25 protein-coding genes are annotated in these 24,488 nt (G+C 43.6%); 13 read left to right on the top strand and 12 right to left on the bottom strand.

Going from position 1 to position 24,488, the window contains the following annotated elements; translation table 11 throughout:
• Positions 1-5: 5 nt before the first annotated feature.
• The gene (polA, locus tag ABXS85_RS11120; protein ID WP_353669771.1) at positions 6-2,741 is read right to left on the bottom strand and encodes a DNA polymerase I; all 2,736 of its coding nucleotides are present in this window, start codon (positions 2,739-2,741) and stop codon (positions 6-8) included.
• A 114-nt stretch (positions 2,742-2,855) separates the two neighbouring features.
• A complete protein-coding gene (locus ABXS85_RS11115; protein WP_353666601.1) occupies positions 2,856-3,671 on the bottom strand; it encodes a GGDEF domain-containing protein in 816 nt (271 codons plus the stop codon).
• A gap of 747 nt (positions 3,672-4,418) precedes the next feature.
• Here ABXS85_RS11115 and ABXS85_RS11110 point away from each other — a divergent pair.
• The 9 genes from ABXS85_RS11110 to ABXS85_RS11070 all read left to right on the top strand — a co-directional run bounded on the left by ABXS85_RS11110 (position 4,419) and on the right by ABXS85_RS11070 (position 13,836).
• Entirely contained in the window at positions 4,419-5,378 is a 960-nt protein-coding gene (locus ABXS85_RS11110) for a homoserine kinase (protein ID WP_353666600.1), read from the top strand.
• A complete protein-coding gene (locus ABXS85_RS11105) occupies positions 5,378-5,941 on the top strand; it encodes a DUF1007 family protein (RefSeq protein WP_353666599.1) in 564 nt (187 codons plus the stop codon). The genes ABXS85_RS11110 and ABXS85_RS11105 overlap by 1 nt, the downstream gene beginning before the upstream one ends.
• A gap of 22 nt (positions 5,942-5,963) precedes the next feature.
• Positions 5,964-6,596 carry a LysE family translocator gene (locus ABXS85_RS11100; RefSeq protein WP_353666598.1) on the top strand — a complete coding sequence of 211 codons (633 nt, stop codon included), beginning with the start codon at positions 5,964-5,966 and terminating at the stop codon, positions 6,594-6,596.
• Positions 6,597-6,941: 345 nt separating this feature from the next.
• The gene (locus ABXS85_RS11095) at positions 6,942-7,916 is read left to right on the top strand and encodes a nickel/cobalt transporter (protein ID WP_353666597.1); all 975 of its coding nucleotides are present in this window, start codon (positions 6,942-6,944) and stop codon (positions 7,914-7,916) included.
• Positions 7,916-8,401, top strand: a complete 486-nt coding sequence (locus ABXS85_RS11090) for a Fur family transcriptional regulator (RefSeq protein ID WP_353666596.1) — start codon at positions 7,916-7,918, stop codon at positions 8,399-8,401. The genes ABXS85_RS11095 and ABXS85_RS11090 overlap by 1 nt, the downstream gene beginning before the upstream one ends.
• On the top strand, positions 8,398-9,165 hold the full coding sequence (gene znuC, locus ABXS85_RS11085) for a zinc ABC transporter ATP-binding protein ZnuC (protein WP_353666595.1): 768 nt from the start codon (positions 8,398-8,400) through the stop codon (positions 9,163-9,165). Before ABXS85_RS11090 ends, znuC begins: the two co-directional genes overlap by 4 nt.
• 46 nt (positions 9,166-9,211) lie before the next feature.
• On the top strand, positions 9,212-10,009 hold the full coding sequence (gene znuB, locus ABXS85_RS11080) for a zinc ABC transporter permease subunit ZnuB (protein WP_353666594.1): 798 nt from the start codon (positions 9,212-9,214) through the stop codon (positions 10,007-10,009).
• Between the two features lie 133 nt (positions 10,010-10,142).
• Positions 10,143-11,771: a methyl-accepting chemotaxis protein gene (locus ABXS85_RS11075; RefSeq protein WP_353666593.1), complete on the top strand. Its 1,629-nt coding sequence runs from the start codon at positions 10,143-10,145 to the stop codon at positions 11,769-11,771.
• A 175-nt stretch (positions 11,772-11,946) separates the two neighbouring features.
• Positions 11,947-13,836 carry a methyl-accepting chemotaxis protein gene (locus ABXS85_RS11070; protein ID WP_353666592.1) on the top strand — a complete coding sequence of 630 codons (1,890 nt, stop codon included), beginning with the start codon at positions 11,947-11,949 and terminating at the stop codon, positions 13,834-13,836.
• 67 nt (positions 13,837-13,903) lie between these two features.
• Here the strand turns inward: ABXS85_RS11070 and ABXS85_RS11065 are convergent, their stop codons facing one another.
• From ABXS85_RS11065 to ABXS85_RS11035, 7 genes are all read right to left on the bottom strand, one after another.
• Complete coding sequence (locus ABXS85_RS11065; protein WP_353666591.1) at positions 13,904-14,371, bottom strand: DoxX family protein; 468 nt, start codon at positions 14,369-14,371, stop codon at positions 13,904-13,906.
• 13 nt (positions 14,372-14,384) lie between these two features.
• Entirely contained in the window at positions 14,385-15,134 is a 750-nt protein-coding gene (locus ABXS85_RS11060) for a DNA-binding domain-containing protein (protein WP_353666590.1), read from the bottom strand.
• Positions 15,124-16,032 (bottom strand): DUF692 domain-containing protein, encoded by a 909-nt coding sequence (locus ABXS85_RS11055; RefSeq protein ID WP_353666589.1) that lies wholly within the window; start codon positions 16,030-16,032, stop codon positions 15,124-15,126. Before ABXS85_RS11055 ends, ABXS85_RS11060 begins: the two co-directional genes overlap by 11 nt.
• Before the next feature lie 11 nt (positions 16,033-16,043).
• A complete protein-coding gene (locus ABXS85_RS11050) occupies positions 16,044-16,319 on the bottom strand; it encodes a DUF2282 domain-containing protein (RefSeq protein ID WP_353666588.1) in 276 nt (91 codons plus the stop codon).
• Positions 16,320-16,419: 100 nt separating this feature from the next.
• Positions 16,420-16,614, bottom strand: coding sequence for a zf-HC2 domain-containing protein (locus tag ABXS85_RS11045; protein WP_353666587.1), 195 nt, complete (start codon positions 16,612-16,614; stop codon positions 16,420-16,422).
• Positions 16,614-17,246, bottom strand: a complete 633-nt coding sequence (locus ABXS85_RS11040; RefSeq protein WP_353666586.1) for an RNA polymerase factor sigma-70 — start codon at positions 17,244-17,246, stop codon at positions 16,614-16,616. Before ABXS85_RS11040 ends, ABXS85_RS11045 begins: the two co-directional genes overlap by 1 nt.
• Positions 17,247-17,311: 65 nt before the next feature.
• The gene (locus ABXS85_RS11035) at positions 17,312-17,869 is read right to left on the bottom strand and encodes a gamma carbonic anhydrase family protein (protein ID WP_353666585.1); all 558 of its coding nucleotides are present in this window, start codon (positions 17,867-17,869) and stop codon (positions 17,312-17,314) included.
• Positions 17,870-18,046: 177 nt separating this feature from the next.
• Between ABXS85_RS11035 and prlC the strand changes: the two genes are divergently transcribed.
• Entirely contained in the window at positions 18,047-20,074 is a 2,028-nt protein-coding gene (gene prlC / locus ABXS85_RS11030; protein ID WP_353666584.1) for an oligopeptidase A, read from the top strand.
• 65 nt (positions 20,075-20,139) lie between these two features.
• On the top strand, positions 20,140-20,400 hold the full coding sequence (locus ABXS85_RS11025) for a YheV family putative zinc ribbon protein (RefSeq protein WP_353666583.1): 261 nt from the start codon (positions 20,140-20,142) through the stop codon (positions 20,398-20,400).
• A 48-nt stretch (positions 20,401-20,448) separates the two neighbouring features.
• Here ABXS85_RS11025 and ABXS85_RS11020 read toward each other — a convergent pair whose 3' ends face one another.
• Both ABXS85_RS11020 and ABXS85_RS11015 read right to left on the bottom strand, forming a co-directional pair.
• Positions 20,449-20,988, bottom strand: coding sequence for a DUF3750 domain-containing protein (locus tag ABXS85_RS11020; protein WP_353666582.1), 540 nt, complete (start codon positions 20,986-20,988; stop codon positions 20,449-20,451).
• Between the two features lie 180 nt (positions 20,989-21,168).
• On the bottom strand, positions 21,169-21,807 hold the full coding sequence (locus tag ABXS85_RS11015) for an NAD(P)H-dependent oxidoreductase (protein ID WP_353666581.1): 639 nt from the start codon (positions 21,805-21,807) through the stop codon (positions 21,169-21,171).
• 243 nt (positions 21,808-22,050) lie between these two features.
• Between ABXS85_RS11015 and ABXS85_RS11010 the strand changes: the two genes are divergently transcribed.
• Positions 22,051-23,277 (top strand): MFS transporter, encoded by a 1,227-nt coding sequence (locus tag ABXS85_RS11010; RefSeq protein ID WP_353666580.1) that lies wholly within the window; start codon positions 22,051-22,053, stop codon positions 23,275-23,277.
• 70 nt (positions 23,278-23,347) lie between these two features.
• Positions 23,348-23,866: an ACT domain-containing protein gene (locus ABXS85_RS11005; RefSeq protein WP_353666579.1), complete on the top strand. Its 519-nt coding sequence runs from the start codon at positions 23,348-23,350 to the stop codon at positions 23,864-23,866.
• Positions 23,867-23,908: 42 nt separating this feature from the next.
• Here ABXS85_RS11005 and ABXS85_RS11000 read toward each other — a convergent pair whose 3' ends face one another.
• Entirely contained in the window at positions 23,909-24,487 is a 579-nt protein-coding gene (locus ABXS85_RS11000; protein ID WP_353666578.1) for a LysE family transporter, read from the bottom strand.
• Position 24,488: the final 1 nt, after the last annotated feature.

Below are 24,488 nucleotides of genomic sequence, written 5' to 3'. Positions count from 1 at the left end.
GCGCACTAATGCGCCTCGTCCCAGTTATCCCCTACGCCTGCTTCCACAAGCAAAGGCACGTCGATCTTGCTGCTATTCTGCATGATCTCGACAATCTTTTCTTGCGCTGCCGCTAGGTCTTTTTCGGCCACTTCAAAGATGAGTTCATCATGTACTTGCATGATCATACGTACATCTAGGTCGGTGTCGGCAAGCCAGTTGTGCATTTGGATCATGGCGCGTTTGATGATGTCGGCAGCAGAGCCTTGCATAGGCGCGTTGATGGCGGTGCGTTCAGCGGCTTGGCGCATCATGGCGTTTTTCGCCTTGATATCGGGCAAGTACAAACGACGACCATAGATGGTTTCCACGAAGCCTTTTTCTTTGGCTTGTTCACGTGTGTTATCCATGTAGGTACGCACGCCGGGATAACGTTCAAAGTAGCGTTGTACGTATTTTTGCGCTTCTGGACGAGCGATGCCAAGTTGTTTGGCTAAACCAAAGGCTGACATGCCGTAAATCAAGCCAAAGTTGATGGCTTTGGCACGACGACGTTGTTCCGTCGTGACTTCTTCAGCTGTGCTTTCAAACACTTCTGCAGCGGTGGCTCTGTGTACATCTGCGTTGTTGGCAAACGCGTCCAGTAAGCCTTTGTCCTGTGATAAGTGCGCCATAATACGTAGTTCGATTTGCGAATAGTCTGCTGCCACCAGTTTATAGCCTTCTGGTGCAATAAAGGCCTGTCTAATGCGACGACCTTCGGCGGTACGAATCGGAATGTTCTGTAAGTTCGGATCGGTAGAAGACAAACGCCCAGTAGCGGTCACCGCTTGATGGTAAGAAGTATGAATACGACCTGTCTTTTGTAGCATTTCGGGCAGTTTGTCTGTGTAGGTGGATTTGAGCTTAGACAAACTGCGGTGTTCCATAATGATACGAGGCAATTCGTAGTTTTCGGCCAGCTCCTGCAAAATCGGTTCAGCAGTGGAAGGCTGACCTTTTGGTGTCTTCTTGATAATGGGCAATTCCAGCTTTTCAAATAAGATGACTTGTAGCTGCTTTGGTGAGCTCAGGTTAAAACTTTCCCCGGCTTCTTCATGGGCTTTGATTTCCAATTCTTGAAGTTTGGTGGCAATTTCACTGCTTTGCGCGTGCAATAATTCAGGGTCAATCAGTGCGCCAGTTTGTTCCATCTTGGCCAATACGGGCACTAATGGACATTCGATGTCTTTGAAAATACTCACCAGCTCAGGTGTTTTCTCTAACTGTGGCCAAATGGCTTGATGCAAGCGCAGTGTAATATCTGCGTCTTCCGCTGCATAAAAAGCCGCTTGTTCTAAGTCGATCTGGTTGAAGGTCTTTTGCTTTGCACCTTTGCCGGCAATGTCTTCAAAGCTGACGCATTTATGGTCGAGGAACTTTTCGGCCAAGCTGCCCATATCATGGCGAGAACTGACCGAGTTAAAGACGTAAGATTCCAACATGGTGTCGTAAATAATGCCACCTAGACGAATGCCATAATTATTCAACACATTGGCATCATATTTTAAATGCTGACCAACTTTTGCTGCCGTTTCGTCTTCCAGCCAAGGTTTAAGCTGCTCTAGTACCCAATCACGATCCAGTTGCTCTGGTGCGCCTTCATAGTCGTGGGCAAGTGGCAGATAGGCGGCTTTGCCGGCTTCAATAGAAAAAGACACACCAACTAACTCGGCGGCCATGTAATTCAAGCTGGTGGTTTCGGTATCAAACGCCACTAAATCGGCTTGTTGAATGGCTTCAAACCAGCTTGTGAAGCTGGCTTTGTCTAAAATGGTATCGTACTGCACTTGGATGTCAGATTTGCTGGCGGTGGCTTGGCCGTCCAGATTACCCACTGTGTCGTCTGGATTGTCAACGCTAGGCGCTTTATCTAAGTCTTTTAACCAGGTTTTGAATTCCAGTTTGGTGAACCATTCACGCAAGGCTTCTTTGTCTGCCTGATTATTGGTTAATTCTAGGGCATTGAACGGCAGTTCAACATCACACTTGATGGTGGCGAGGGTGTAAGACAGTTCCGCCATGTCTTTGTTGTCGAGCATTTTTTGCTTCATGGTTTTTGAACCACGGAAACCAAGCGCAGCGATCTCATCCAAACGCTGATAAATGTCATCTATGCTGCCAAGGCCTTGTAACAAGGCAAGGGCCGTTTTCTCGCCAACGCCCGGTACGCCAGGAATGTTATCTACCTTATCGCCCATGAGTGCCAGATAATCTATGATTAATTCAGGTGGAATGCCGAATTTGTCTTTCACCCCTTGGATGTCCATGACTGTGTCTGTCATGGTGTTTACCAAGGTGACTTTGTCGGTGACCAGCTGCGCCATGTCTTTATCCCCCGTGGAGACAATCACGTCGCGCCCTGTCTCACCGACTTGTTTGGCGATGGTGCCAATTACGTCATCGGCTTCGACGCCGTCAATGATGATAAGTGGCAGTCCCATGGCTTCAATCATGCGATGAATCGGCTCAATTTGCAGACGCAATTCGTCTGGCATAGGAGGACGTTGTGCTTTGTATTCGCTGTAAATCTCGTCGCGAAAGGTTTTCCCTTTGGCATCAAAAATCACCACGATAGGTGAACTTGGGTAATTTTTGATTAGGCTACGAATCATGCTGATCACACCGCGAGCGGCATTGGTAGGTTGGCCTTGGCTGGTGGTCAGTGGGGGAATCGCATGGAAAGCTCGATATAAATAAGATGAGCCATCTACTAAGATCATGGGCGTGTTTTGTTGTGCAGAATCCGTAGCCAAAATGAAACCTCTGTATTAAATGGCAAAGAGGGTTTATTTTAAGCGCTTGGAATAATTTTTACACTGTCGTGTTGTGAGAAATTAATTTTTTTCGGGGGCAAGGTCTGAAAGCAGATCTTTCGTTAATGAGCCGGTGTACATGACGACTTGATCTCGGCCATGATTTTTAGCTATGTACAGGGCGGTATCGGCTTCTTTTACCATGGTAGAAAAGCCATCGATGGAATTCACTTGGGAGACGCCAATGCTGGCGGTTATTTTTCCTACTTCTTTATAGGGCAATTGACTGAGTGCGGTTCTAAACATCTCACTAACGATTTGTATTTTATCCCTAGTGGAATTGACTATAACCACAATAAACTCCTCACCCCCCCAGCGAGCAAGAGCGTGCGTGCCATGGTAAACGGTGCGTAACCGAGACGCAAACTCGATCAATACATGGTCGCCTATGTCATGTCCAAACTTATCATTGATGCTTTTAAAATGATCAATATCGATTAGCATTATGCTTATTTGGCTGTTGTCTTCTAATTCATTTAGCCAGCTATTGAGTCCCCTTCTGTTAAATACATCGGTTAAAAAATCTCGGTCAGCTTCTTCCCGAGAGTTTTTTAGATCAAAGTGGATTTTATCCATGTGACTTTTCAGACTGCGTTGATAAGGAATAATCAGCAGTACTAATAGGCTAGCTGGGCCGAATAAAAATAACAGATCGTAACCGCGTGGGGTTTGCAATTCTTCAGGATGCGTAGCTAACAGTAACAAAACAGGCAGTGCGTTTAGGGTCCAGGTTAGAATAATGAGTTTATTTAGTTTTTCAGGAATCATCAGCATGATTAAGGTCATGGTCAAAATGGTCATACCTGAAATAGGAGGGAAATTTTCAATAAAAGACATCTCGCCTTGCCAAGCTCTTGTTGTGTAATACAGTGTGTTGAGCACAGACACGATAAGCAAAATGTAGCCATAAATTTTAATGACTTGATTAACTCTTTTTTTGGGATCGAAGCGCAAATAAATCAGTAGAAAGCTGTTGGTCAGAAAGATACTAATAGGCTGAAAAGCATGTAGTTCAAAAGGCGTTGAAATGTGAGTAAATAGCGTAATAAAAATTAAGCTCGAGATTATCGTCACGATAAGTAGCCGATAAGTCGCTGGTATGAGAATGTTAATTTTATGATGCTTATCGTTTATCAAATTTAATACGCTCAGTTGGTTTGATAATGAAAGTTTGGTATTGGTTAAGGAAGGTGTGAATAAGAGAGAAATATCTACAAGCTGACATCCTATGTGGATGTGTTCGATCTTCCTTAAGACCTCTTCGACCTCAATAAGCTTACAGCTTGTCTTATGAGTACTTTACAACGAAAAACCTAATATTGCTCAGCAAGATGGTATTTGAATAGGCTGAAATGGCAAAAACAGACAATCATCTTTCTATTGAGCTTTATCAATTTTATACCCCGCCAAAGTAAAACTCTGTTGTATCTTAGTATCAAAATGTCTTTTTATTGAATATTAATAGGGAGATAAGTGGCTTTCTTGCTATTTTGAACAAGAACTCATTTGACCTTTTAGCCCTTATTGTGGAGCATAGGCGGTTTCATCTTGCTTCAATTTCTGATTATCGATAGGTAACATAACTTGGCTGTATACACATCCCTTACTGACTCTGACATGCGAGCTTTGGTCGCAGATTATTACTTAGGTGAGTTAGTGTCATTTCAAGGAATTTCCGGTGGTGTCGAAAACACAAACTACTTTTTAACTACCTCCACAGGAAAGTATGTGCTGACTTTGTTTGAAGAATTTGAATTCGATGAAGTGCCTTATTTTTTGGATGTGGTGGCTCATTTAAAGCACAAAGGCTTTAACGTGCCGGCGGCCTTGATTGACATTCATGGTGAACGTTTACGTGTTGTCAAAGGCAGGCCAGCCATTATTGTTGATTGTTTTCCCGGAGAAGGTCTTGAGCAAACCAGCGTTAAAACCTGTCGTCAAATGGGTTCTGCTTTAGCCAAATTACATATTGCTGGAGAGGATTTTCCGGAGCAGCGCGAAAGTCATCGAGGCATGGCATGGTGGCATGCTACGAGTGCAAGTTTGTTACCTGAATTGGATTCAAAACAAGCCGAACTTTTACAATCACAAATCGCTGCCTTTGATGACTTTATTGTAGAGTATGATGCCTTGCCTAAAACCACCATTCATGGTGACTTGTTTTATAACAATACCCTGTTTGATGGTGAAAATTTATCGGCCATTATTGATTTTTATAATGCCTGCTACTCTTGGGTGATGTACGATCTGGCTATTGTGGTAAATGACTGGTGTTCAGACTTGAGTACGGGTGAACTGGACATGGACAAGTATCGTGCTCTGATGAAAGCCTATTGTTATGAGCGTGAGCCTAATGCGGATGAGATTACAGCTTGGCCTCATATGTTGCGAATCGCTGCGTTACGTTTTTGGTTATCACGTTTGGAAGCTTGGCATGGGGCCAAGCATGATCCTGAGCGTTTAGCACAACAACATGATCCACAGGAATTTCAACGTATATTGGAAGCGCGGGTTCGTTTTGTGCCTGCTATTACGGAGTTGTGATGTTACGTTTTGCCATTAGCTGTTTGTTGTCTTTCTTCACTATGGTGGCTCTTGCTCACCCACATGTTTGGGTAGACACACAATATCGTGTGAAAGTCGATTCCACGCAAATTGACCGTTTAGAAGCCACTTGGAGCTTGGACTTATTTACTTCTACGAGCTTAATTGCAGAATACGATATTGATGCCAATGGTGAGCTAGAAGGGCAAGAAAAACTTGATATGCTGGAAGTCTTAAAAAGCTTCGAAAACTATGGTTTTTTCATCAAAATGAAGCGTGATGGCGTCGATTTTGTACAAAAGAAGGTTCAAGTAATGGATGTACGTATTCGTGACCAAATGTTATGGATGCGTATGGTCATTGATTTGCCTGAAAAAGTGGATTTGCAAACCTCCACACTGAGTTTGGCATTTGGTGATGACGAACTCTATTTCGCTATGGAGCCAATGGAAGAAGGTCTTGTACGTTTGACTGGCACCATGGCAGAGATTTGCACCCCAGTTGAGCGTGATGCAGAAATAATCTCTGTTGCCTATTGGGTGGATGTAACCTGCCAGCCTTAATTGCTCATTTTGAGGGGATTCTATGTTAGAGCATTTTCAATGGTTGCCTTTTTTATTGGCGATTAGTGCGTTAACCATGAGTCCAGGCGTCGATACTATTTTGGTAATGCGCAACACCGCTCTGGGCGGTTGGCGTTTAGGATTTCTTACTAGCTTAGGCATTTGTCTTGGGCTATTTGCTCATGCCACTGTCTCGGCGCTGGGTTTGTCTGTTATTTTGCTGGGGTCGGCCGGATTATTTACTGCCTTTAAATTATTGGGTGCAGGGTATCTTGTGTATTTGGGGATACAAGCATTACGCAGTGCTGCTCATCCTGTAGGCTTGAGTTTTAGTGTTAAGGGGAAGGCAATATCTGGTTATTGGGGAAGTTTCCGACAAGGCATCTTATCTAATGTGTTGAATCCGAAGCCCATTATTTTTTACATGGCATTTTTGCCACAATTTATAGATCCCCTTCATTCGGCTTTGGTTCAATCGCTTTTCATGGCTAGCCTCCACTTTATTATTGCTATGGTATGGCAAATGTTTCTGGCACTAATGATTCACAAAGCGCGAGTTTGGCTGGCGCGACCAAGAGTGGCGCAAGTTATGGATGGCGTCACTGGTATATTACTGGTGGGGTTCGGTGTAAAGCTCGCATTAAGCCAACGCTGAAGTCAGTGAGCTTGTTCGTACCTTCCCTAGTGTTTTTTGCTAAGCCTGCTTGAGTTTATTCATCCCTTTTGGATGAGACTTGTATTCCTTTCTTTATGTTATCTATGTTTTCGCACTAGCTCGTGGTGAATCTATAGGCATCACCTAATCAGTTTGCTTGCTAAAGTCACCATTATCTTGGTGAGGGTCATGTTAGACTCTGTTCTAATCTAGTGTCAGGGGTTATTTAACAAAGGTTATGGTGCAGTCAATTCCATAGTGTGACGATTTCATGTAACGACTTCTCCTAAGGTAAGACTTGTTATACCATAACAAAATCAGTTTAACCTTTAAGTGAGTGCCAGTATGGCGAAGCATGTTGTAATCGTTTTTTTGTCTTTCTTCTGTTTGACCTCACCTTTGTATGCAGCGGATTTTTCCTTGTATCAGGATTTTATTCAATGGGTTATCGCGCAGCAGGCCAATTTTCACCGTGAACTGGTGTCGCTTGTACGAGCTATCAGCAAAGGCGGCAGTACCGCTTTATTGTGGAGCTTGGTCTCGGTTAGCTTTTTGTATGGAGTGTTTCATGCGGCGGGCCCAGGACACGGTAAGGCGGTGATTTCCTCCTATATGTTGGCCAGTCGTGCTTCTATGCGTAAGGGAATTATTATCGCCTTTTTGTGTGCTGCTGTGCAGGGCTTGATGGCGGTCGCTTTGATTTTAGTGTTAGGTCAAGTTTTTTCTTTGGCCGGTCGGGCGATGCAGATTTCTCGCTTTTTTGAAATCGCCAGTTTTGCTGCGGTGGGGTTAATTGGTGTGTGGATTTTGTCACGTTTAATGCGTGGTAAATCCAGTTGTGGACACGATCATTCGCAAGATCATCATGCTCATGCTCATGCTCATGCTCATGCTCATGATCATGATCATCAGGATAAACAGAGCGAGCAAGCATGTGGTTGTGAACATCATCATGAGCATCATGACGCGAAAGAAGAAGCAAAAGTGGCTCAGCGAAGCGTGTGGGCGATGATTCTGGCTGTCGGTATTCGTCCTTGCACTGGGGCGGTGCTGGTGCTTTTGTTTTCCATGAGTGCGGGTATTTTTCAGTGGGGCTTGGCAGCAACCATTGCCATGTCCTTGGGTACCGCTATTACGGTCGCGGGTTTGGCGGCGGTGAGTGTGTTGATTCGAGATACCGGTTTTCTTTTGAGTCGAGGGCAAAGTGTTTGGCGTCAGCGGGTGTCTAAAGTGTTTGGCTTTATCGCGGCTTTGGCTTTGATATTAATCAGTAGCTCAATGATATGGAGCTACCTAAGTAATGCTAGCAGGGCTTTTTAATGAGTGAAAACACATCTCATAACCATAGTGATTGCATCAACACCGCTTTAGCAACGGCAGAAGCTTTATGCTTGGAACAAGGTCAGCGTTTAACCAAGGTGCGTCGTCGCGCTTTGGAGTTGATTTGGGAGAGTCATCGTCCACTAGGCGCTTATCAGTTGTTGGCCAAATTGGCGGAAGAAGGTTTTAATTCGGCACCGCCAACGGTTTATCGTGCATTGGATTTTTTATTGAATGCCGGTTTGATTCATAAAGTAGAATCCATGAATGCTTATTTGGGTTGCGCTCATGCTGATAAAGAGCATAAAGGGTATTTTTTGATTTGTGATGAATGTCATAACGTCATGGAGTTTGATTATCAAGACATTCATGCCTCTCTAGTCGCGAAGGCTGCTCAACATGGCTTTGAGCTAAGATCAGAGACCATTGAGTTAACTGGCTTATGTGCGGACTGTCGTAATGCCCAAACAGAGGTAAGAGTATGACCAAACCTTTAGTCCAATTTACCGACATAGGAATTGAATTTGATGGTCGTATCTTATTAGACAAGATCAGTATGACTATTAACGAAGGGGAAATCGTTACGTTAATAGGTCCAAATGGCAGTGGTAAAAGTACTTTAATTCGTACTTTATTAGGTTTGCAAAGAGCCACAAGTGGTCGTGTGATGCTTGATGAGAGTTTGCGCATTGGTTATATGCCGCAGAAATTGCATGTTGATCCGACTTTGCCTTTGACGGTAAAGCACTTTCTAGCTTTGGTGCGTGGTGTTGATAAAAAAGCCATTATGCCCACCTTGGAAAAACTGGGTATTGATCACTTGCTGCAGTCTCAAGTACAAGTATTGTCTGGCGGTGAAACACAGCGGGTATTGTTGGCTCGCGCTTTATTGAATCGCCCCAATTTACTGGTCTTGGATGAACCTGTACAAGGGGTGGATGTAAATGGTCAAGTTGAGCTTTATAACCTAATTGAAAATATTCGTGACGAACTAGGCTGTGGTGTACTCATGGTCTCTCACGATCTTCACTTGGTCATGGCGAAGACGGATACCGTGGTGTGCATTAACCAACATGTTTGTTGTTCTGGTACCCCTCAACATGTGACAGGACACCCTGCTTATCAGGCCTTGTTTGGTGTGCCTGGTGCGGATGAGTCGATTGCAATCTACTCTCACCATCATGATCATGTTCATGACGATCACGGCGATATACTTGAGCGAGACAATCACGCAAATTGCCATCATTGATCACCAAAAATACAGAGTTTTTCGCTTTTCGGAGAAATAATATTACATGTTAGATTTTTTGTTCAGAGCCTTGATTGGTGGTTTGGGAGTGGCTTCGGTTGCAGGACCTCTTGGGGCTTTTGTGGTATGGCGTCGCATGGCTTATTTTGGTGATACTCTGGCACACTCGGCGTTGTTGGGTGTGGCATTAGGTTTGTTATTAGACATTAATCTTAACCTCGCTATTATCGTCTTATGTGTTGGGCTCGCAGCTGTCTTAGTGACCTTACAAAAGAAACATATCATTGCGACAGACACCTTACTGGGTATTTTAGCGCATTCTTCTCTGTCACTTGGTTTGGTGGCGGTGAGTTTTTTGGATGACGTGCGCATCGACTTGATGGCCTATTTGTTTGGTGACTTGTTGGCCATTAGCCAGCTGGATGTATACTGGATTTATGGCGGTGGCTTGGCGGTCATTGCTTTATTGGTCGTTTTTTGGAAACCTTTATTAGCCGTAACAGTAAATGAAGAATTGGCCAAAGTGGAAGGTTACCCAGTGGAATCCATTCGTTTACTTTTGATGCTGCTGGTGGCCTTGGTGATAGCAGTTGCAATGAAAATCGTTGGAGTGCTCTTGATCACATCATTAATGATTATCCCGGCGGCAACGGCACGTAAATTGTCCAAAACACCTGTACAAATGGCTTGCATTGCCAGCATTATTGGTTGTCTGGCGGTGTGCAGTGGATTATGGAGCTCTTATCGCTGGGATACGCCCACTGGGCCCAGTGTGGTAGTTTGTGCCGCTTTATTGTTTTTAATCGCTTATACCTTACCGTTTAAACGCTTTCCCAAAGCGTAATCATCCCTTTTAAAAGCCAACATAAAAATATGTTGGCTTTTTTGTAAGAAAATCTCATCATCAACGTCTAATCTTAAAAACCGACTGGCCATGGTCTTGTCGTAATGTGTGAGAATTTTTTGGAGACTTTTTTATGCTGGGATTTGCAACCATCAAAGGGCGGCTTAGAACTAGCTTCTTGGTATTGCTGGCTTTGCTTGCGCTTGTTGTACTCTTATCTGTGACTCGTTTTCAGGCGGTATCTGGCAATATTCGCAGTATCGTTGATGAAAATGCAGCATTGGTTGAACTCAGTGGTGAATTGAATCTGGATGCGGAAAGTTTGGCGAGCCGTCTTTTGCTCTTGTTTGTATTGGAAGAAAGAGACGCAAGGGTGGCTATTTACCAAGAAATTGATGCGCGTAATAAAAGTCTCGATGACAATTTAGACATCATGACCGGATTGGTTCGAACTGAACAAGACATGGCATTGATTGATGCATTAAAAGAACAAAAAGTGGTTTATCAAAATGCCTTACAAGAAACAGTAGAAGCCCTTGAGTTTGGTGAATTGGCACAAGCTAAAGCCTTAATGGCGGGCAACACTCGAACGCAATTACAAACCTTCTTGAATGCCGCCGATACGTTGGCTGAGCGTCAACGTAGCGAAATGCAAACACGCCAGCAAAGTGTTCTTACGGATTCTGAGCTGGCGATTTACTTGATCATAGGTTTAGGCTTGGTGGCTTTGTTGGTAGGCGGTGTTATGTCGACTCTCATGACCCGCAGCATTGTTAATCCGTTGGATCATATCATTGCTTTTCTCGATAAAGTGGCCCGTGGTGATTTATCTAATGAATTTACCCAATCCTATACGGGTGAACTGGGCCACCTTGTTGCCAGTTTAAATCGTATGCGTACCAGTTTAGCGGATCTGGTACGAAAAATTGATTCTAGTGCCAAAACTGTGGTGCTGGCAGTGGATGATATTCGTGGCAGCGTAGGCGATGTGCAACAGGGGGCGTCTTCACAAATGGAAATGGCAGCGGATATCCAAAACGCGGTAGGAGTTTTGTCCACAGGTGCAGGTATTATGGTGGAGCATGCCAATGTCTCACGTCAACAAGCGGAATCAGCACACGATCTTGCCAAACATGGTAAGAGTGTTATTACTCAAGCTTCAACAGACATCACCGAGGTGGCTGCTTATATTGAAGAGACAGCACGTTCGGTTGCCAAATTAAATGAAAGCTCTGCTCAGGTAACGGGATTCGTAAACAGTATTCGTGATATTGCCGAACAAACTAACTTGTTGGCATTGAATGCGTCGATTGAAGCCGCTCGTGCAGGTGAGAGTGGCCGAGGTTTTGCCGTGGTGGCCGACGAAGTACGTAATTTGGCTACCAATACAGCAGAAGTGACCAGTTCTATTGATACTATCATCACCCAAATCAGTGGCTTATCCACACAAATCTCGACTGAAATGTCGCAAGGGCAGGAAAAAATGCGCTTGGGTGTAAAGCAAATTGAAGAGGTAGTGACACCTCTTAGCCAGCTTGAGGTTGACGCTGAAACAGCTAAGCAGCGTTTGGAAGGCTTAGTGGAATTGGTTGCTAAACAGGCGGAAGAAGCTACTGGCATTGCCCAACATGTGGATCAGATTGTCAAAGTATCGACCAATAACGACGCGACTTCAGTCAAGCTGGGAGCGTTAACGGGGGATTTATCAGGGGCAGCGGAACAAACCTACGAGGTAACCTCTAGCTTCAATCTAAAAAATTAAGCATTAGTTATTGAAGCTTACATTTTTCTCACACATTTTAACTGTCTTTAAATGCCTTTTTTGCTATAAATTTGATGCATTTCAACTATTTATTTAGGCAATGGCATTAAGGGCAGAGCAGTCGTTCGGTTGCTTATTTAAATGGAATTTTAAAAGCAGGAAGGTATTAAAGTAGATGAATCTATTTCAAAAACAAATTTTTGGCACCCTGGGTGCCATTATTGTGGTCATTGTTGGCTTGTTTACAGCCGTTAACTATGTCTCTTTTAGAAGTGAGTCTGTGGAACTGAATAAAGCCATACTTGAGGCGCAAAATCAGACTATTGCTGCTGAGCTGACCGCTAGAGTCAAAGGTTATCAGAAGATGCTGACCTCAATTCAACTTAATTATGATGATATTCAAGGAAATCAATTATCTGCTAGTGGATTGACGCAACTTAATGCGCTTACTCGTTCTCAGCAAGGCATTACAGATTCTATTGCCATATTGAACAAAGAAGGTGAGTTGTATGGTGGGCCAGAAGGTAAGATCTTCAACTTTAATGCCAAGGAACTTAACCGCCCATTTTATAATGCCTTGTTCCGTGAAGGGAAAACTGAGTATATATCAAAGCCTTTTATATCCGCATTAACAGGTAATGAAATTATCGCTATGGCACAAAAAGTCAATGACGACTTTGCGGTTGTTTCCACTGTCTTAGTGAATGCGGTTTTGGAGCAATACGCTGATCGCTCTGGTATGTATCTTTATACATCAGATGGTACTTTATTGGTCTCTCCTAACCCTGCAAATGTAGGCAAAAATCTTTTTGAATTACGGCCAATATACAAAGATTTAAATAAAGATAATCGTGAACTTCAATACACTGCGTTTGTTGAGAGCTTGGGTCGTGATGTGTCATTAACTGGATTTTGGGGCGAATTGGAAACGGTCGGTTGGCAATTTGTTGTATTAGAAGAAGACGATAATATTTACGCTAAGGTCAACCAGCAACTGATATTTGCATTGGTATTAGGCCTAGTCAGTATCTTGATTGCCCTGTGCATTTTATATGTGGTGATAAATAAGTTGGTGCTCAAACCCGTAGGCGGCACGCCACAAGAAATTGCACAATTGATTGAAGGCATGGCAAATGGGGATTTAACGAAGACCTTTGTAAAAACAGGTAAAGAAACGGGTATTTATTTGTCTTTTGTGGATTTGTCTGAACAACTGACTAACTTGATTAAAGCTTCTCACGGGATCTCTGAAAACGTTGCAGCCGCCTCTTTGCAGTTGAATTCCGTTATGGAGAATACTCAATCCAACGCACAAGGTGAGTTATCGCAAATTGAGCAAATTACATCATCCTTAAAAGAGCTGAATTCTGCTTCTCAGGAGGTCAGTGAAAAAGCGGTTGTTGCAGAAGAAGAAGCTAAACGTGCGCAAGAAAATGCGGCCAGTGGCCAACTAACGTTAGACAGAAATATTGAACTGACCGATCGAATTAATGCTTCATTCTCTGAGACAGCACAAATTGTTGATGAATTACGTCAATTTGCTATTGAGATAGGGTCAGTGACGGAGGTCATCAGTGGTATTTCAGAACAAACTAATTTGTTGGCATTAAATGCGGCGATAGAAGCGGCGCGTGCTGGTGAGCAGGGTCGTGGTTTTGCTGTGGTAGCGGATGAAGTACGTAACTTGGCTTCAAAAACTCAGGAATCGACAGTTAACATTCAGGAGATCATCGAGAAACTTCAATCACAATCTGAGCGTGCCAATAATAACATGGGCAGTAACGTAAACTTGATTCAAGAGTCCGTTGACCTGGCTACTCAGGTGAAAGAATCCTTTGAAGACATTTCTGCTGCGGTTCAGTCTATTTCTGACGTGAATACTTTAGTGGCGGCAGCATCTCATGAACAATTAAGCGTGACTGAAGACATTGCTCGCATTACGGATCAGACCTATCAATCTGTGAGTCAAAATATGTCCTCCATCAATGAGACGATGCAAGCATCGAGCGAATTATCTGAGTTAGCAGAAACACAAAAACGCTCCTTGTCCTATTTTAAAGTTTAAACGACCTTAGTCTTTGCAAGATGAGGCAAATCTGGCGCCCTTAATAATAGCTATTAAGGGCGCTTTTTTAGCGTCCAATCAAATGATCTACTGACAAGTTACCAGCGCCTTTGCTCATTAGTAGCAAACAGATGGCGAGCCAAACACCATGGGTGGCGTAAGCGTCTGGATAAACAAAAATCTGAATTACTAGTGTCATGATAGCGAGGCCAAAAGCGGCATAACGGGTGAGTAAACCTATTAAAATTAAAACGGCCAAGATGTGTTCGGCAAAAGTGGCCAGTATCGCAGCGATGTCCGGAGGTAGTATAGGCAAATTGTATTCGTATTCGAATAAGAAATAGGTTGCATTAGTAATTTTTGGCCAATCTAGATGAAAAGTCATATTAATCAGATTGATGGCGAAGTTATCTACTTTGGTTTGTGCCGATAACCAAAATACCGCCGCGAGAGAAAATCGTGCAACGAACAAGATAAGAGATTCAGGTATCTTTCTAAATACCCCATCTAGGGAGTCCATAATTCTTGATAGCATTGCAGTGCCTCTTTTAGTTGGTGTTCAAAGTGAGTTTGGTAATTAATTGCCATTCAATCAGCTTGGCAAGTGTTTGGCCTAAGTCAAAGTCGTTTGATTCAGGTATGGCTTGTGATAAGGGTAACTTATTTTGTAACGCCTTAATAAAATTAGCTTCTTCATAGCTAATGATATTCATCTTAGCGTAAATAAAAGACTTGTGAAGAAGTAAATACTCACTTTTATCCATCTCTAAGGTATTTAACGGAGTATCTTGCTGACAAGCAAGAAAAAGAGAGCCGAGTGCGAACGGTGCATGCAGGAGTTGGGTGTTGACGGTTAACTCAATGCAAATTTGTTCGGGATGGACAGTTTGTTCTAAGAAAGTGGTAAGGGTTTGGTGGTCGAGTGGCGCACACTCTTCGGCATTGGTGAGTTGTAATAATTGATACTCTAAGCTTGCCATTGGAGCCAAGAAACCCAAATTTTTTGCAGGCTCAAAATCCGAAATAAATTCTGCAAACGAAGCGCCATACTCACTGATAATAGGTGTATTTGGAGGGTATTTTAGTAAGTAGGCCCTCGCCATAGCACGGAAAAAGTCGGTACCGACCAATTTAAGTGTTAGTGGGAAAATGTCACTTAATGCATCTTGCAAGGAAACAATGATGTTATTTTGATATACCTTAAAACGTATCGCGTTGTCTTCTTGATTGCCACGCAAATAGGGCTGAAGTGAGTTAGCATCTTGCGTCAAAATTGCCTGAATGAAGTCAGCTTGCATGACTCTTCTCCTCTTTGCTAAGGCGAGAGCGAATATGATCGGCAAATTGGGCTTCCGCGATCAGTTCCGTTAGTTCAGGTAAGTTACCATCACGTTCGATTAGAGTTGGGCAGTCTCCCATGCCTTGTAAAGCGTACTGATACAGAGACCAGACATCATTACTTACGGCTTCATCATGACTGTCAATTTTTAGCGGTACTTGGGGATTATCGTCTAAGGTATGGCCAGCCAAATGAATTTGTTTGACCGCTTCCATTGGAAAAGCATCAAGATAATCAAATGGAGAGCTGCTTTGATTGAAACAGGACACCTCAACATTGTTTATGTCTAGCAATAAACCGCATCCGCTTCGCTTTACCATGCTTTTTATGAAGTCTATTTCGCTATATTCATTGCCTGCAAACATTAAATAGCTAGAGGGATTTTCAATAAGAATTTGCCTTTGCATACGTTCTTGTACTTCCTCTATGTGTTGGCAAACTCTATGCAAACTGGCTGTGTCATAACGAACTGGCAGCAAATCATTATAAAAATTTTGCTGATGACTGGACCAGGCTAAATGCTCAGAAAAATAGACTGGTTGAATGTCATCTACGAGATTCGCCACCTTGTCTAAATGGCAAAGATCAAGCTTTTGCTCGCCGCCAATCGATAAACCGACACCATGTACCGTAATATCGTAATCTTGGCGTATCTGACGTAAATAATAGGCAGCAGGACCACCTTTACTCAGGTAATTTTCCGCATGAATTTCAAAAAAGCCGATTTCTGGATGTTGTTGCAGAATAGCTTGATAGTATGCGGGCTTTAGGCTGATACCAGTCAGAGAAGCAAAACAAGCAGCCGTGCTGTCGGCTTCTTGTTTTGCTTTGGTCTTATTGGATAAGAAATGTGACATGATTGAAGCGATTAAAACGCTTTCAATTGACCGAAACCGGTTGGCGATGTTTTAGATGACATTTCTGTGCAGGTTCCAGCAGGTACTAATTTCCAAGCATCAGATTGATAATCCGTTTTAGAAGTGCCTGCGCAAGAGGTGCCAGGTCCAGCAGCACAGTCATTTTGTCCTGCAAGTGCTACGCCGTAGCATTTTTCCTTACTAGCTGCTTGTGCTGGCATAGCCACAGTAGATAATGCAATTGCAGTGCCTAGAGCAACGGATAGAGTAGCAGTTGAATTTTTCATTGTTAAAGCCTCATTGGTTTGGATTAAAAAGACATATTGTCTTTGGGTTACAGGGTTTTGACGTAGACGGCTTTTCATTTCTTACAGTCAAAACACAAAATTATTTTTTTTCTTCGCTTGAGTGGCCTTTAGAGTACTGTTTAGCTAGGCTACGAATGTCTTGCATCTGTTTACCAAATTCCTTGCAGGACGAGCACATAGCGGTATGAACACCCAGCATGACTTTTTCTTTGGTGCCTAATGGACGATCAAGCTTTTCCGACAAAAGCTGTGTCGCCTCTTTGCAATTCATCATTATCCAGACTCCTTTGTCTGATACCAATTATCTTCTAAACACTCACGCAAGCGTAAGCGAGCACGGTATAAAGTAACATTGAGACTGGAGACACTAATGTCTTCATTATGGCAGATTTCTGGTGTTTCCATTTCTAAAAACTCGCGCATCATAAAAAATCGCCCGTATTTTTCTGGCAGTGCCGTTAGACAGGCATCAAATATTCGCCAAAAATGTTCATTTTCCACGTCATGATCCGGGTCATCCCATTTCTGCGGACGTTCACTTTTTTGCCAATGCCCATTTTCTTTGAACAAATGATCCATGAGTGCATCACCATGCAAGTTTGGCCCGCTCTCAAGTTGACTGGCGGCAGTAATACGTTTTTCTTTGCGCAACAGATCAATAAGTTTGTTTTTTAGAATAGAAAATACCCAGGTTTTCAATGCGGCCTGCCGACCAAATTTGTCGATATTTAGGTAAGCAGACAGCATGGCTTCTTGCACTGCGTCTTCTGCTAACTGTGCATCCTGAACCTGTAATCTAGCGAACTTTAGCATTTGGCTACGTAAAGCTTCCATGAATTCTGGGTCATAAAACAAGGCGGCATTTGGCGCCTCAGATGCACTTAACGAAGGATTTGCCTCAATCATTTCAACCTCTTTTCCCTATTATTAGACCTAGTGAGTTCATATTTCTTACAAGTTTAGCGGTATTATCAATCGATTTTTTTCGCTTCTTGTTGCGCTTCGGCTAAATATTCGTCTTTTAATTTAACGTAGTTTAAGCACGCGTATTGGAAATATTCTATTTCTTTGACATTGAGAGGACGAATTTGTTTCGCCGGTGATCCCATGTACATATAGCCTGATTCCAAACGTTTCCCGGGAGGAACCAGAGAACCTGCGCCAATAATGACTTCGTCTTCAATGACAGCACCATCTAAAATGGTGGTGCCCATCCCCACCAAGACTCGATTACCAATAGTGCAACCGTGTAACATGGCCATATGACCAACGGTAACATCGTCACCAATGGTAAGTGGATAACCTTCTGGTTTGTAAGTACTGGCATGGGTAATGTGTAGGCAGGAATTGTCTTGAATGCTGGTGCGCTTACCAATACGGATGCGGTGCATGTCACCACGAATTGCCACCAAAGGCCACACAGAACTGTCATCATCGATAAACACATCGCCAATAATAACGGCTTGATCATCGACCCAAACGCCTTCCCCAAATTGTGGTGTATGACCACGAAATGACTTCATTACCATGCTGACTCTCCTGATGATTTCCCTTTTATAAAGGTAACTATTAAGACAATAGTCTTTCATGCATTGAAAAACTGCAAAGACCACTTATCTTAGTAGGTAGTCTTTTATTTTGGCTTGGCGACCAATATCGATCAGAACGCCAAGTCGTTAATTTATTGTCAAAAAGGATACCACGATATGTCACAATCTGTGTGGGATGCGACCAGCTTACCGAACTTTTCTGCGGTAGAGGTAAGTCGAATAGAAGCCGAGCTAGATGCCATTCTAGAGAACAACCGAACTCAAATAGCGGCATGTGTTGCCGGAAACAGCCAGCCAACTTGGCAAAATATGGTATTGCCTCTGGATCAACTAGACGATGATTTGAGTAACTTTTGGTCGCCAATCAGTCACTTGAATGCCGTGCAAAATACCCCAGAATTACGTGCCGCTTACAATGCTTGTCTGCCAAAATTAACCCAATACTACACAGAATTGGGTCAAAACAAGGCCTTATATCAAGCTTACAAAACGTTAGCAGACAGTCCTGAAGCAGCTAATTTGTCTGTCGCTCAGCAAGAAACATTAAAACAAGCGGTACGCGATTTCGAATTGTCAGGTGTGGGACTCGAAGGCAAAGCAAAAAAACGTTATGGCGAGATTAGTCAGCGCCTGTCTGAGCTGAGTAGCCAGTTCAGTGAAAACGTATTAGATGCCACTCAAGCTTGGAGTAAACTCATTACCGACGAAGCTGAGTTGGCGGGCTTGCCTGAATCTGCTTTAGCGCAAGCCAAACAAATGGCGCAGGCTAAAGAGCAAGAAGGCTGGCTATTTACTTTAGATTTTCCTTCCTACTTACCTGTCATGAGTTATTCAGACAATGCCGCTTTGCGCGAAGAAATGTATCGCGCCTTTTCGACACGAGCATCGGATCAAGCGGATGCAAGTTATGATAACGCACCATTGATCGATGAAATTCTGGCTTTACGTCATGAAATGGCGGAAATCTTAGGCTTTGAAAATTACGCAGAATTGTCGGTTGCCACCAAGATGGCAGACAATGGTCAGCAAGTAATCGACTTCTTGCAGGACTTGGCCAAAAAATCTAAACCGGCTGCGGAGCAGGATTTAGCGAACCTAAAAGCCTTTGCTAAAGAAGAGAAAGGCGTAGAGACATTAAACGCTTGGGACATGATGTATTACGCAGAAAAACTGCGTCAGCATAAGTACAGTATTTCTCAAGAGGCGTTGCGTCCTTATTTTCCAATGAACAAAGTCTTGTCCGGATTGTTTCACGTGGCACAAACTTTATTCGCAGTGGACATTCGTGAAGAACAAGAGTTTGACCGTTATCACCAAGACGTCAAACTCTTTACCATTAGCAAAGAAGGTACTGATATCGCGCGTTTCTACTTGGATCCGTATGCCCGTGAAGGCAAACGTGGTGGTGCTTGGATGGATGCTTGTCGTACTCGTCGTCGCTTGAGTGATACGCGTTTGCAATTACCTGTTGCCTACTTGGTATGTAACTTCACGCCACCAATTGGTGAACAGCCCGCTTTGCTTACGCATGATGAAGTTACTACCTTGTTCCATGAATTTGGTCATGGTTTGCATCACATGCTGACCCAAGTGGAAGAATCAGCCGTATCAGGTATTAATGGTGTGGCGTGGGATGCGGTGGAATTGCCTAGCCAATTTATGGAGAACTGGTGTTATGAACCAGAGGCACTAGCCTACATTGCGGGTCATCATGAAACAGGTGAACCACTACCGCAAGATTTGTTGGATAAAATGTTAGCGGCGAAAAACTTTCAATCGGCCATGCAAATGGTGCGTCAGTTGGAGTTTTCACTGTTTGATTTTACATTGCACAAAGACTACCAGGCAGGTGTCTCTGTTCAATCCGTATTGAATCAAGTGCGCGACGCTGTTGCCGTAGTGATTCCGCCTGAATTTAACCGCTTCCAAAACAGTTTCTCGCATATCTTTGCGGGTGGTTATGCGGCAGGTTATTACAGCTACAAATGGGCAGAAGTCCTGTCGGCCGATGCTTTCTCGAAATTTGAAGAAGACGGCATCTTTAACCAAGATACGGGCGCACACTTCCGTGATACCATATTGGCTAATGGTGGCTCGCGGCCCGCAGCGGAATTGTTTGCTGCTTTCCGAGGTCGTGAACCCAGCACAGAGGCTTTGCTGCGCCACAGTGGGATTGCCGCGTAACCGTTAAATAATGCAGCATTGAGTCGCTTGAGTGATGGCTTTGGCGACTCCAATGAGGATATAAGATGACAGTAAAACGCTTTATTGCAGGGGCCGTTTGCCCACGCTGCAATGAAATGGATAAAATTCGCGCTTGGCGTGATGATGTTGCAGAGAAGCAACATAGAGAATGTGTGGCTTGCGGTTATCAGGATGAGCAATCCACTAATGTACAGGCGCAAGCGCCAGAATTACCTACGCGAGTGAATAAACCACACAGCAGTGCACCACAGGCAGAAGAAATGGTGATTAACTTCATTCCCAATCCGGGCGATACTAAGCACTGATAATGGCTCTGCTAAGGTGATAAAAATGGACTCTATTGAGTCCATTTTTTATGGGGCATTGTCTGCGTATCCTCTACCAATGGCACTAAAGGGTAGCTTGAGCCCAAGCTCAGGAACTTGTTGGCCAATCCAAGCAGGAAAGGTATTGCTGTTTGGGCCCGGAAATACCTTGTATTCGTCTTTCCAAGGATAAGCCTTTACCGCTTGAGCAACTTGAGGGATAAGAGTGCGTGCTTGCTCGCCTTGAATCGATAAGAGTTTTTCAGGTTTGGCGCCAAACCAATAGCGATCTGGTGTCGAAGTTTGGTATTCGGAGAGTGCGGGTAAACCACGATTCACTCGCCATCCTACAACTTCATACACCTTGTAGCGGTCAGCATCTTGTTCTTTCGTCGCAATCCAAGTATGCACCGCAAACCACCCTCTCCAGCTATAAGCATCGGCGGCATAAACTTCGATGACGGCGTCTTTTTGGATTTCTGGAGAAGGTGCAATGCCGGCTGGCTCACGACTGGCAGTACGCCAACTGTCATTGGAACAGGCGCTGACCAAGCTGGCGAGCACTAATAAACCAAATTGCTTCATCATAATTGTCTCCTTGAAATGCGTCGAGTTGCTTGTTAATAGAGCGGTTCCCTAGGGCAGAGTTCCCTGAATAATGGGTGTTATAAAAAAACAAAAATAGCAACAAAAACGCCGACTCATTGGTCGGCGTGGTAGAACAGCCGCCTTGTAATAAGGCGCTTTATTTACGTTTGAAATAGCGAATTAGTTCATTTCCGTAACGAAGTCTTGTTTTGCACGACGTACTTTTTTCAGATCTTTTAGCCAGTCACCTTCTGCGGCACGGTAGCCTAATGGTAACAAGACGACAGAGCGAAGGCCGCGCTCTGTTAGGCCCAGAATCTCATCCACTTTAGCTGGGTCGAAACCTTCCATAGGTGTGCTGTCGACACCTTCTTCTGCTGCTGCAATCAAGGCAGTACCTAGGCCAATATAGGCTTGGCGAGCAGCGTGTTGATAGTTGGTTTCTGCATCACGTGGGGGGTAATTGCTTAGTAACATTTGACGATAGTTTTCCCAGCCTTCGTTCTTGAAGCCACGTTCATCGTTTACTAGATCAAACATAGTGTTGATACGTTCTTCTGTGTAATTGTCCCAAGCGGCGAAAACCAAAAGATGAGAACCATCGGTGATCTGAGCTTGGTTCCAGGCATGTGGCAAAATTTGCTCGCGCAATGCTTTATTTGTGACCACTATGACTTCATATGGTTGCAGCCCGCTTGAGGTTGCTGTGAGACGAATGGCTTCCAAAATGCGATCGACTTTTTCTTGCTCAACTGCTTTGCTTGGGTCCATTTTTTTGGTCGCATAGCGCCAGTTTAATTTATCTAATAGGTGTGACATCATGAATCCTTATTAATAGAGGTTTGAATACAAAAGATATGGGTCCAAACTGGCGAAACTGCAAGATGCGCTTTATGAACAAATTGTGGAAGTCTCATCCATCATTCGGCTATCGCTGTCACGTATTCTGTTAAGGAAACCGAAACCCTTACAAAGATTGGTGGCTTCTTTTTTTATTCAGAGGAGTATGATCTGCTAATCAATCTCTTTTTTCTTAATGAATGACCAACTAAGGAGTCATGCTTGGTCAATACTTTTCGCTCTCTTGCCAATCCAAATTATCGTTTGTGGTTTTGTGGCGCAGTGATTTCGAATATTGGTGGCTGGTTGCAACGTACTGCACAAGATTGGTTAGTAATTGCAGAATTGTCTGATAAAAATGCCTCCGCTGTTGGCTTAGTGGTGTTCCTGCAATTTGCACCGCAAATATTCTTGCTACCCATTACCGGATGGACGGCTGATCGTATGAACAGACGTAAATTATTACTGATTACTCAGACATTAATGGCATTCTTGGCGTTGCTGCTGGGTTTGTTGGTGTTATCTGGAAATGTTGCGTTATGGCAAGTGTGTTTGTGTGCATTGGGGTTAGGCTGTGTGGCAGCGTTTGATGCGCCTGCAAGACATGCATTTGTATCGGATTTGGTCAGTGAAAAAGCATTATCGAATGCGGTTGGTTTGAATGCAGTTTCTTTCAATAGTGCGCGCTTAATTGGCCCTGCAATCGCGGGAGTTTTGATTGCTTTGGTGGGGAGCGGCTGGGTATTCATAATTAATTTTGTGTCTTTCCTTCCTTTGTTAGTCGCTTTAATCTTAATGAAACCGCGCTTGGCAATAACGGCTGAGTCAAATATGGATAGAAGGCCTAATTTGTCTAATTTTTTGGATGGTTTCCGTTATATAGGTCGCCACGGTGAAATGACCGTGATTTGCATTATGTCTTTTCTCATTTGCTGTTTTGGTATGAATTTTTCTGTGTATTTATCGTCCATGACTGTGCATGTGTTTGAAGGGCAATCGGATCAATACGGTTTGTTGCTGTCTATGATGGCCATTGGTTCTATAACCGGTGCCATAGTGACCGCCAGCAGAAAATCGTCACCGTCTTTTTATTCGATGATTTATGTGGCGGGTTTTTATGCATTGAGTTGTTTTGCAGTTGCCTTAAGTCCAACTTTTTGGTCCTTTGCTGTGCTGCTAATTTGTTTAGGTTTGGGGACGCAACTCTTTACCACATCCACTGCGTCTTTCATGCAGTTGGCGACAGCAAAGATTTATCGTGGACGTGTTATGTCGGTGGTATTGGCCATTGCCATTGGTGGCACTGCGCTAGGTGGCCCTATAATGGGGTTTGTGGCGGACCAATTTGGCGCCAGAGCGGCAATCGCTCTATGTGGAATATCGGGTGTGTTGGCGGTAGGGATAGGTGCTTGTTATTATCATCGAAGTGCTAACAAACCAGCAAAATAATAGCGTAATTCAGATTTTTACCTATTCTATAAGGGCTGAATGAGCAGGGTTAGTTTATTTGGAGACCATTATGTCGCAACATCTTGTATTAAGTTTTATTGGTGAAGATAAGCCTGGTATTGTTGAACGTTTATCAGAAGTGATCGCTCGACATCAGGGCAATTGGTTAGAAAGCCGCATGGCGCATTTAGCGGATAAGTTTGCCGGTATTCTTACGGTTTCTGTGCCATTGGCTGAGCAAGATAATATGATTTCGGCGTTACAAAGTCTTCAACAAGTTGGCTTGTATGTACGCGTGGAAACTGCGCAAGCCAGTGGTTCAGAATCTTCTACTTTATCGCTTTCGGTAGTGGGCAATGATCGTCCCGGTATTATTAAAGAAGTCTCGCAAGTTTTGCATTCCTTATTGGTCAATGTGAATGAATTGACCACAAGTTGTGAGCCCGCGCCAATGAGTTCTGAAATGTTATTCAAAGCCGAAATGGTGTTGTCTGTTCCCGCGAGTTTGCCCTTATCCGAATTGGAAGCGGCATTGGAAAACATCAGCAGTGACTTAATGGTGGAGTTGTCGGTAAATCAGTTTGGTTAATGACGGCGAATCCCTCTTTTTCAATTTTATCTTGCTGATGGTCTAAAAAATAAAATCAACAGCGACGATTAAGAGTAACAATGCCATAAGGCGATTGATCCAATTCATACGTTTAGGGGCAGTGGCGACGCTTTTCATTTTAGAGCCTATTAGTAAGTATAAACTGGAGGCACCGCATGCCATGCTTGCGAGAATCATACTCCAAATAAGGATGGCATTGCCTGTGATGTTGGCTTGAGGAAACAGTACTGTGGTAATGGGGACAATGACTACTAATGCCTTTGGATTGCACGCTTGTAAGACAAAGCCCATCTTAAAATTCAGTCGGTTAGCATCTTGTGCTTCTAGATTAAAATGACGACTCGCGTAGAGAATTTTGAGTGCCAAATACGCTATGTAGAGGCCGCCAGAAACTGCGATAATTTTTTGTATTGTGGGTGTAACGAGTTCACTGCCTAAGTAACCTAGCGTGAGAAATAGGAAAAACATGGCTAAGCCTACGCCCAGACAAAAGCGAAATGCTTGCCATCCTTGATTATTGACTCCGGCAAAAAGTGCAATAAAGTTTACTGGCCCAGGTGTGTACATAATAGTGAAGGCGAAAACGAGTATTTCGAGCATA

Origin of the sequence: Marinomonas sp. THO17, from assembly GCF_040436405.1 — a bacterium.
GTDB lineage: Bacteria > Pseudomonadota > Gammaproteobacteria > Pseudomonadales > Marinomonadaceae > Marinomonas.
This window is presented reverse-complemented; position numbering and strand designations above follow the sequence as displayed.

Bases quoted from the DNA above. Each gene is read 5' to 3' on its own strand.
- polA (WP_353669771.1), bottom strand. From the start codon at position 2,741: ATGATCTTAGTAGATGGCTCATCTTATTTATATCGAGCTTTCCATGCG.
- ABXS85_RS11115 (WP_353666601.1), bottom strand. From the start codon at position 3,671: ATGTCTTTTATTGAAAATTTCCCTCCTATTTCAGGTATGACCATTTTG.
- ABXS85_RS11105 (WP_353666599.1), top strand. From the start codon at position 5,378: ATGTTACGTTTTGCCATTAGCTGTTTGTTGTCTTTCTTCACTATGGTG.
- ABXS85_RS11100 (WP_353666598.1), top strand. From the start codon at position 5,964: ATGTTAGAGCATTTTCAATGGTTGCCTTTTTTATTGGCGATTAGTGCG.
- ABXS85_RS11095 (WP_353666597.1), top strand. From the start codon at position 6,942: ATGGCGAAGCATGTTGTAATCGTTTTTTTGTCTTTCTTCTGTTTGACC.
- ABXS85_RS11090 (WP_353666596.1), top strand. From the start codon at position 7,916: ATGAGTGAAAACACATCTCATAACCATAGTGATTGCATCAACACCGCT.
- znuC (WP_353666595.1), top strand. From the start codon at position 8,398: ATGACCAAACCTTTAGTCCAATTTACCGACATAGGAATTGAATTTGAT.
- znuB (WP_353666594.1), top strand. From the start codon at position 9,212: ATGTTAGATTTTTTGTTCAGAGCCTTGATTGGTGGTTTGGGAGTGGCT.
- ABXS85_RS11075 (WP_353666593.1), top strand. From the start codon at position 10,143: ATGCTGGGATTTGCAACCATCAAAGGGCGGCTTAGAACTAGCTTCTTG.
- ABXS85_RS11070 (WP_353666592.1), top strand. From the start codon at position 11,947: ATGAATCTATTTCAAAAACAAATTTTTGGCACCCTGGGTGCCATTATT.
- ABXS85_RS11065 (WP_353666591.1), bottom strand. From the start codon at position 14,371: ATGCTATCAAGAATTATGGACTCCCTAGATGGGGTATTTAGAAAGATA.
- ABXS85_RS11060 (WP_353666590.1), bottom strand. From the start codon at position 15,134: ATGCAAGCTGACTTCATTCAGGCAATTTTGACGCAAGATGCTAACTCA.
- ABXS85_RS11055 (WP_353666589.1), bottom strand. From the start codon at position 16,032: ATGTCACATTTCTTATCCAATAAGACCAAAGCAAAACAAGAAGCCGAC.
- ABXS85_RS11050 (WP_353666588.1), bottom strand. From the start codon at position 16,319: ATGAAAAATTCAACTGCTACTCTATCCGTTGCTCTAGGCACTGCAATT.
- ABXS85_RS11045 (WP_353666587.1), bottom strand. From the start codon at position 16,614: ATGATGAATTGCAAAGAGGCGACACAGCTTTTGTCGGAAAAGCTTGAT.
- ABXS85_RS11040 (WP_353666586.1), bottom strand. From the start codon at position 17,246: ATGATTGAGGCAAATCCTTCGTTAAGTGCATCTGAGGCGCCAAATGCC.
- ABXS85_RS11035 (WP_353666585.1), bottom strand. From the start codon at position 17,869: ATGGTAATGAAGTCATTTCGTGGTCATACACCACAATTTGGGGAAGGC.
- prlC (WP_353666584.1), top strand. From the start codon at position 18,047: ATGTCACAATCTGTGTGGGATGCGACCAGCTTACCGAACTTTTCTGCG.
- ABXS85_RS11025 (WP_353666583.1), top strand. From the start codon at position 20,140: ATGACAGTAAAACGCTTTATTGCAGGGGCCGTTTGCCCACGCTGCAAT.
- ABXS85_RS11020 (WP_353666582.1), bottom strand. From the start codon at position 20,988: ATGATGAAGCAATTTGGTTTATTAGTGCTCGCCAGCTTGGTCAGCGCC.
- ABXS85_RS11015 (WP_353666581.1), bottom strand. From the start codon at position 21,807: ATGTCACACCTATTAGATAAATTAAACTGGCGCTATGCGACCAAAAAA.
- ABXS85_RS11005 (WP_353666579.1), top strand. From the start codon at position 23,348: ATGTCGCAACATCTTGTATTAAGTTTTATTGGTGAAGATAAGCCTGGT.
- ABXS85_RS11000 (WP_353666578.1), bottom strand. From the start codon at position 24,487: ATGCTCGAAATACTCGTTTTCGCCTTCACTATTATGTACACACCTGGG.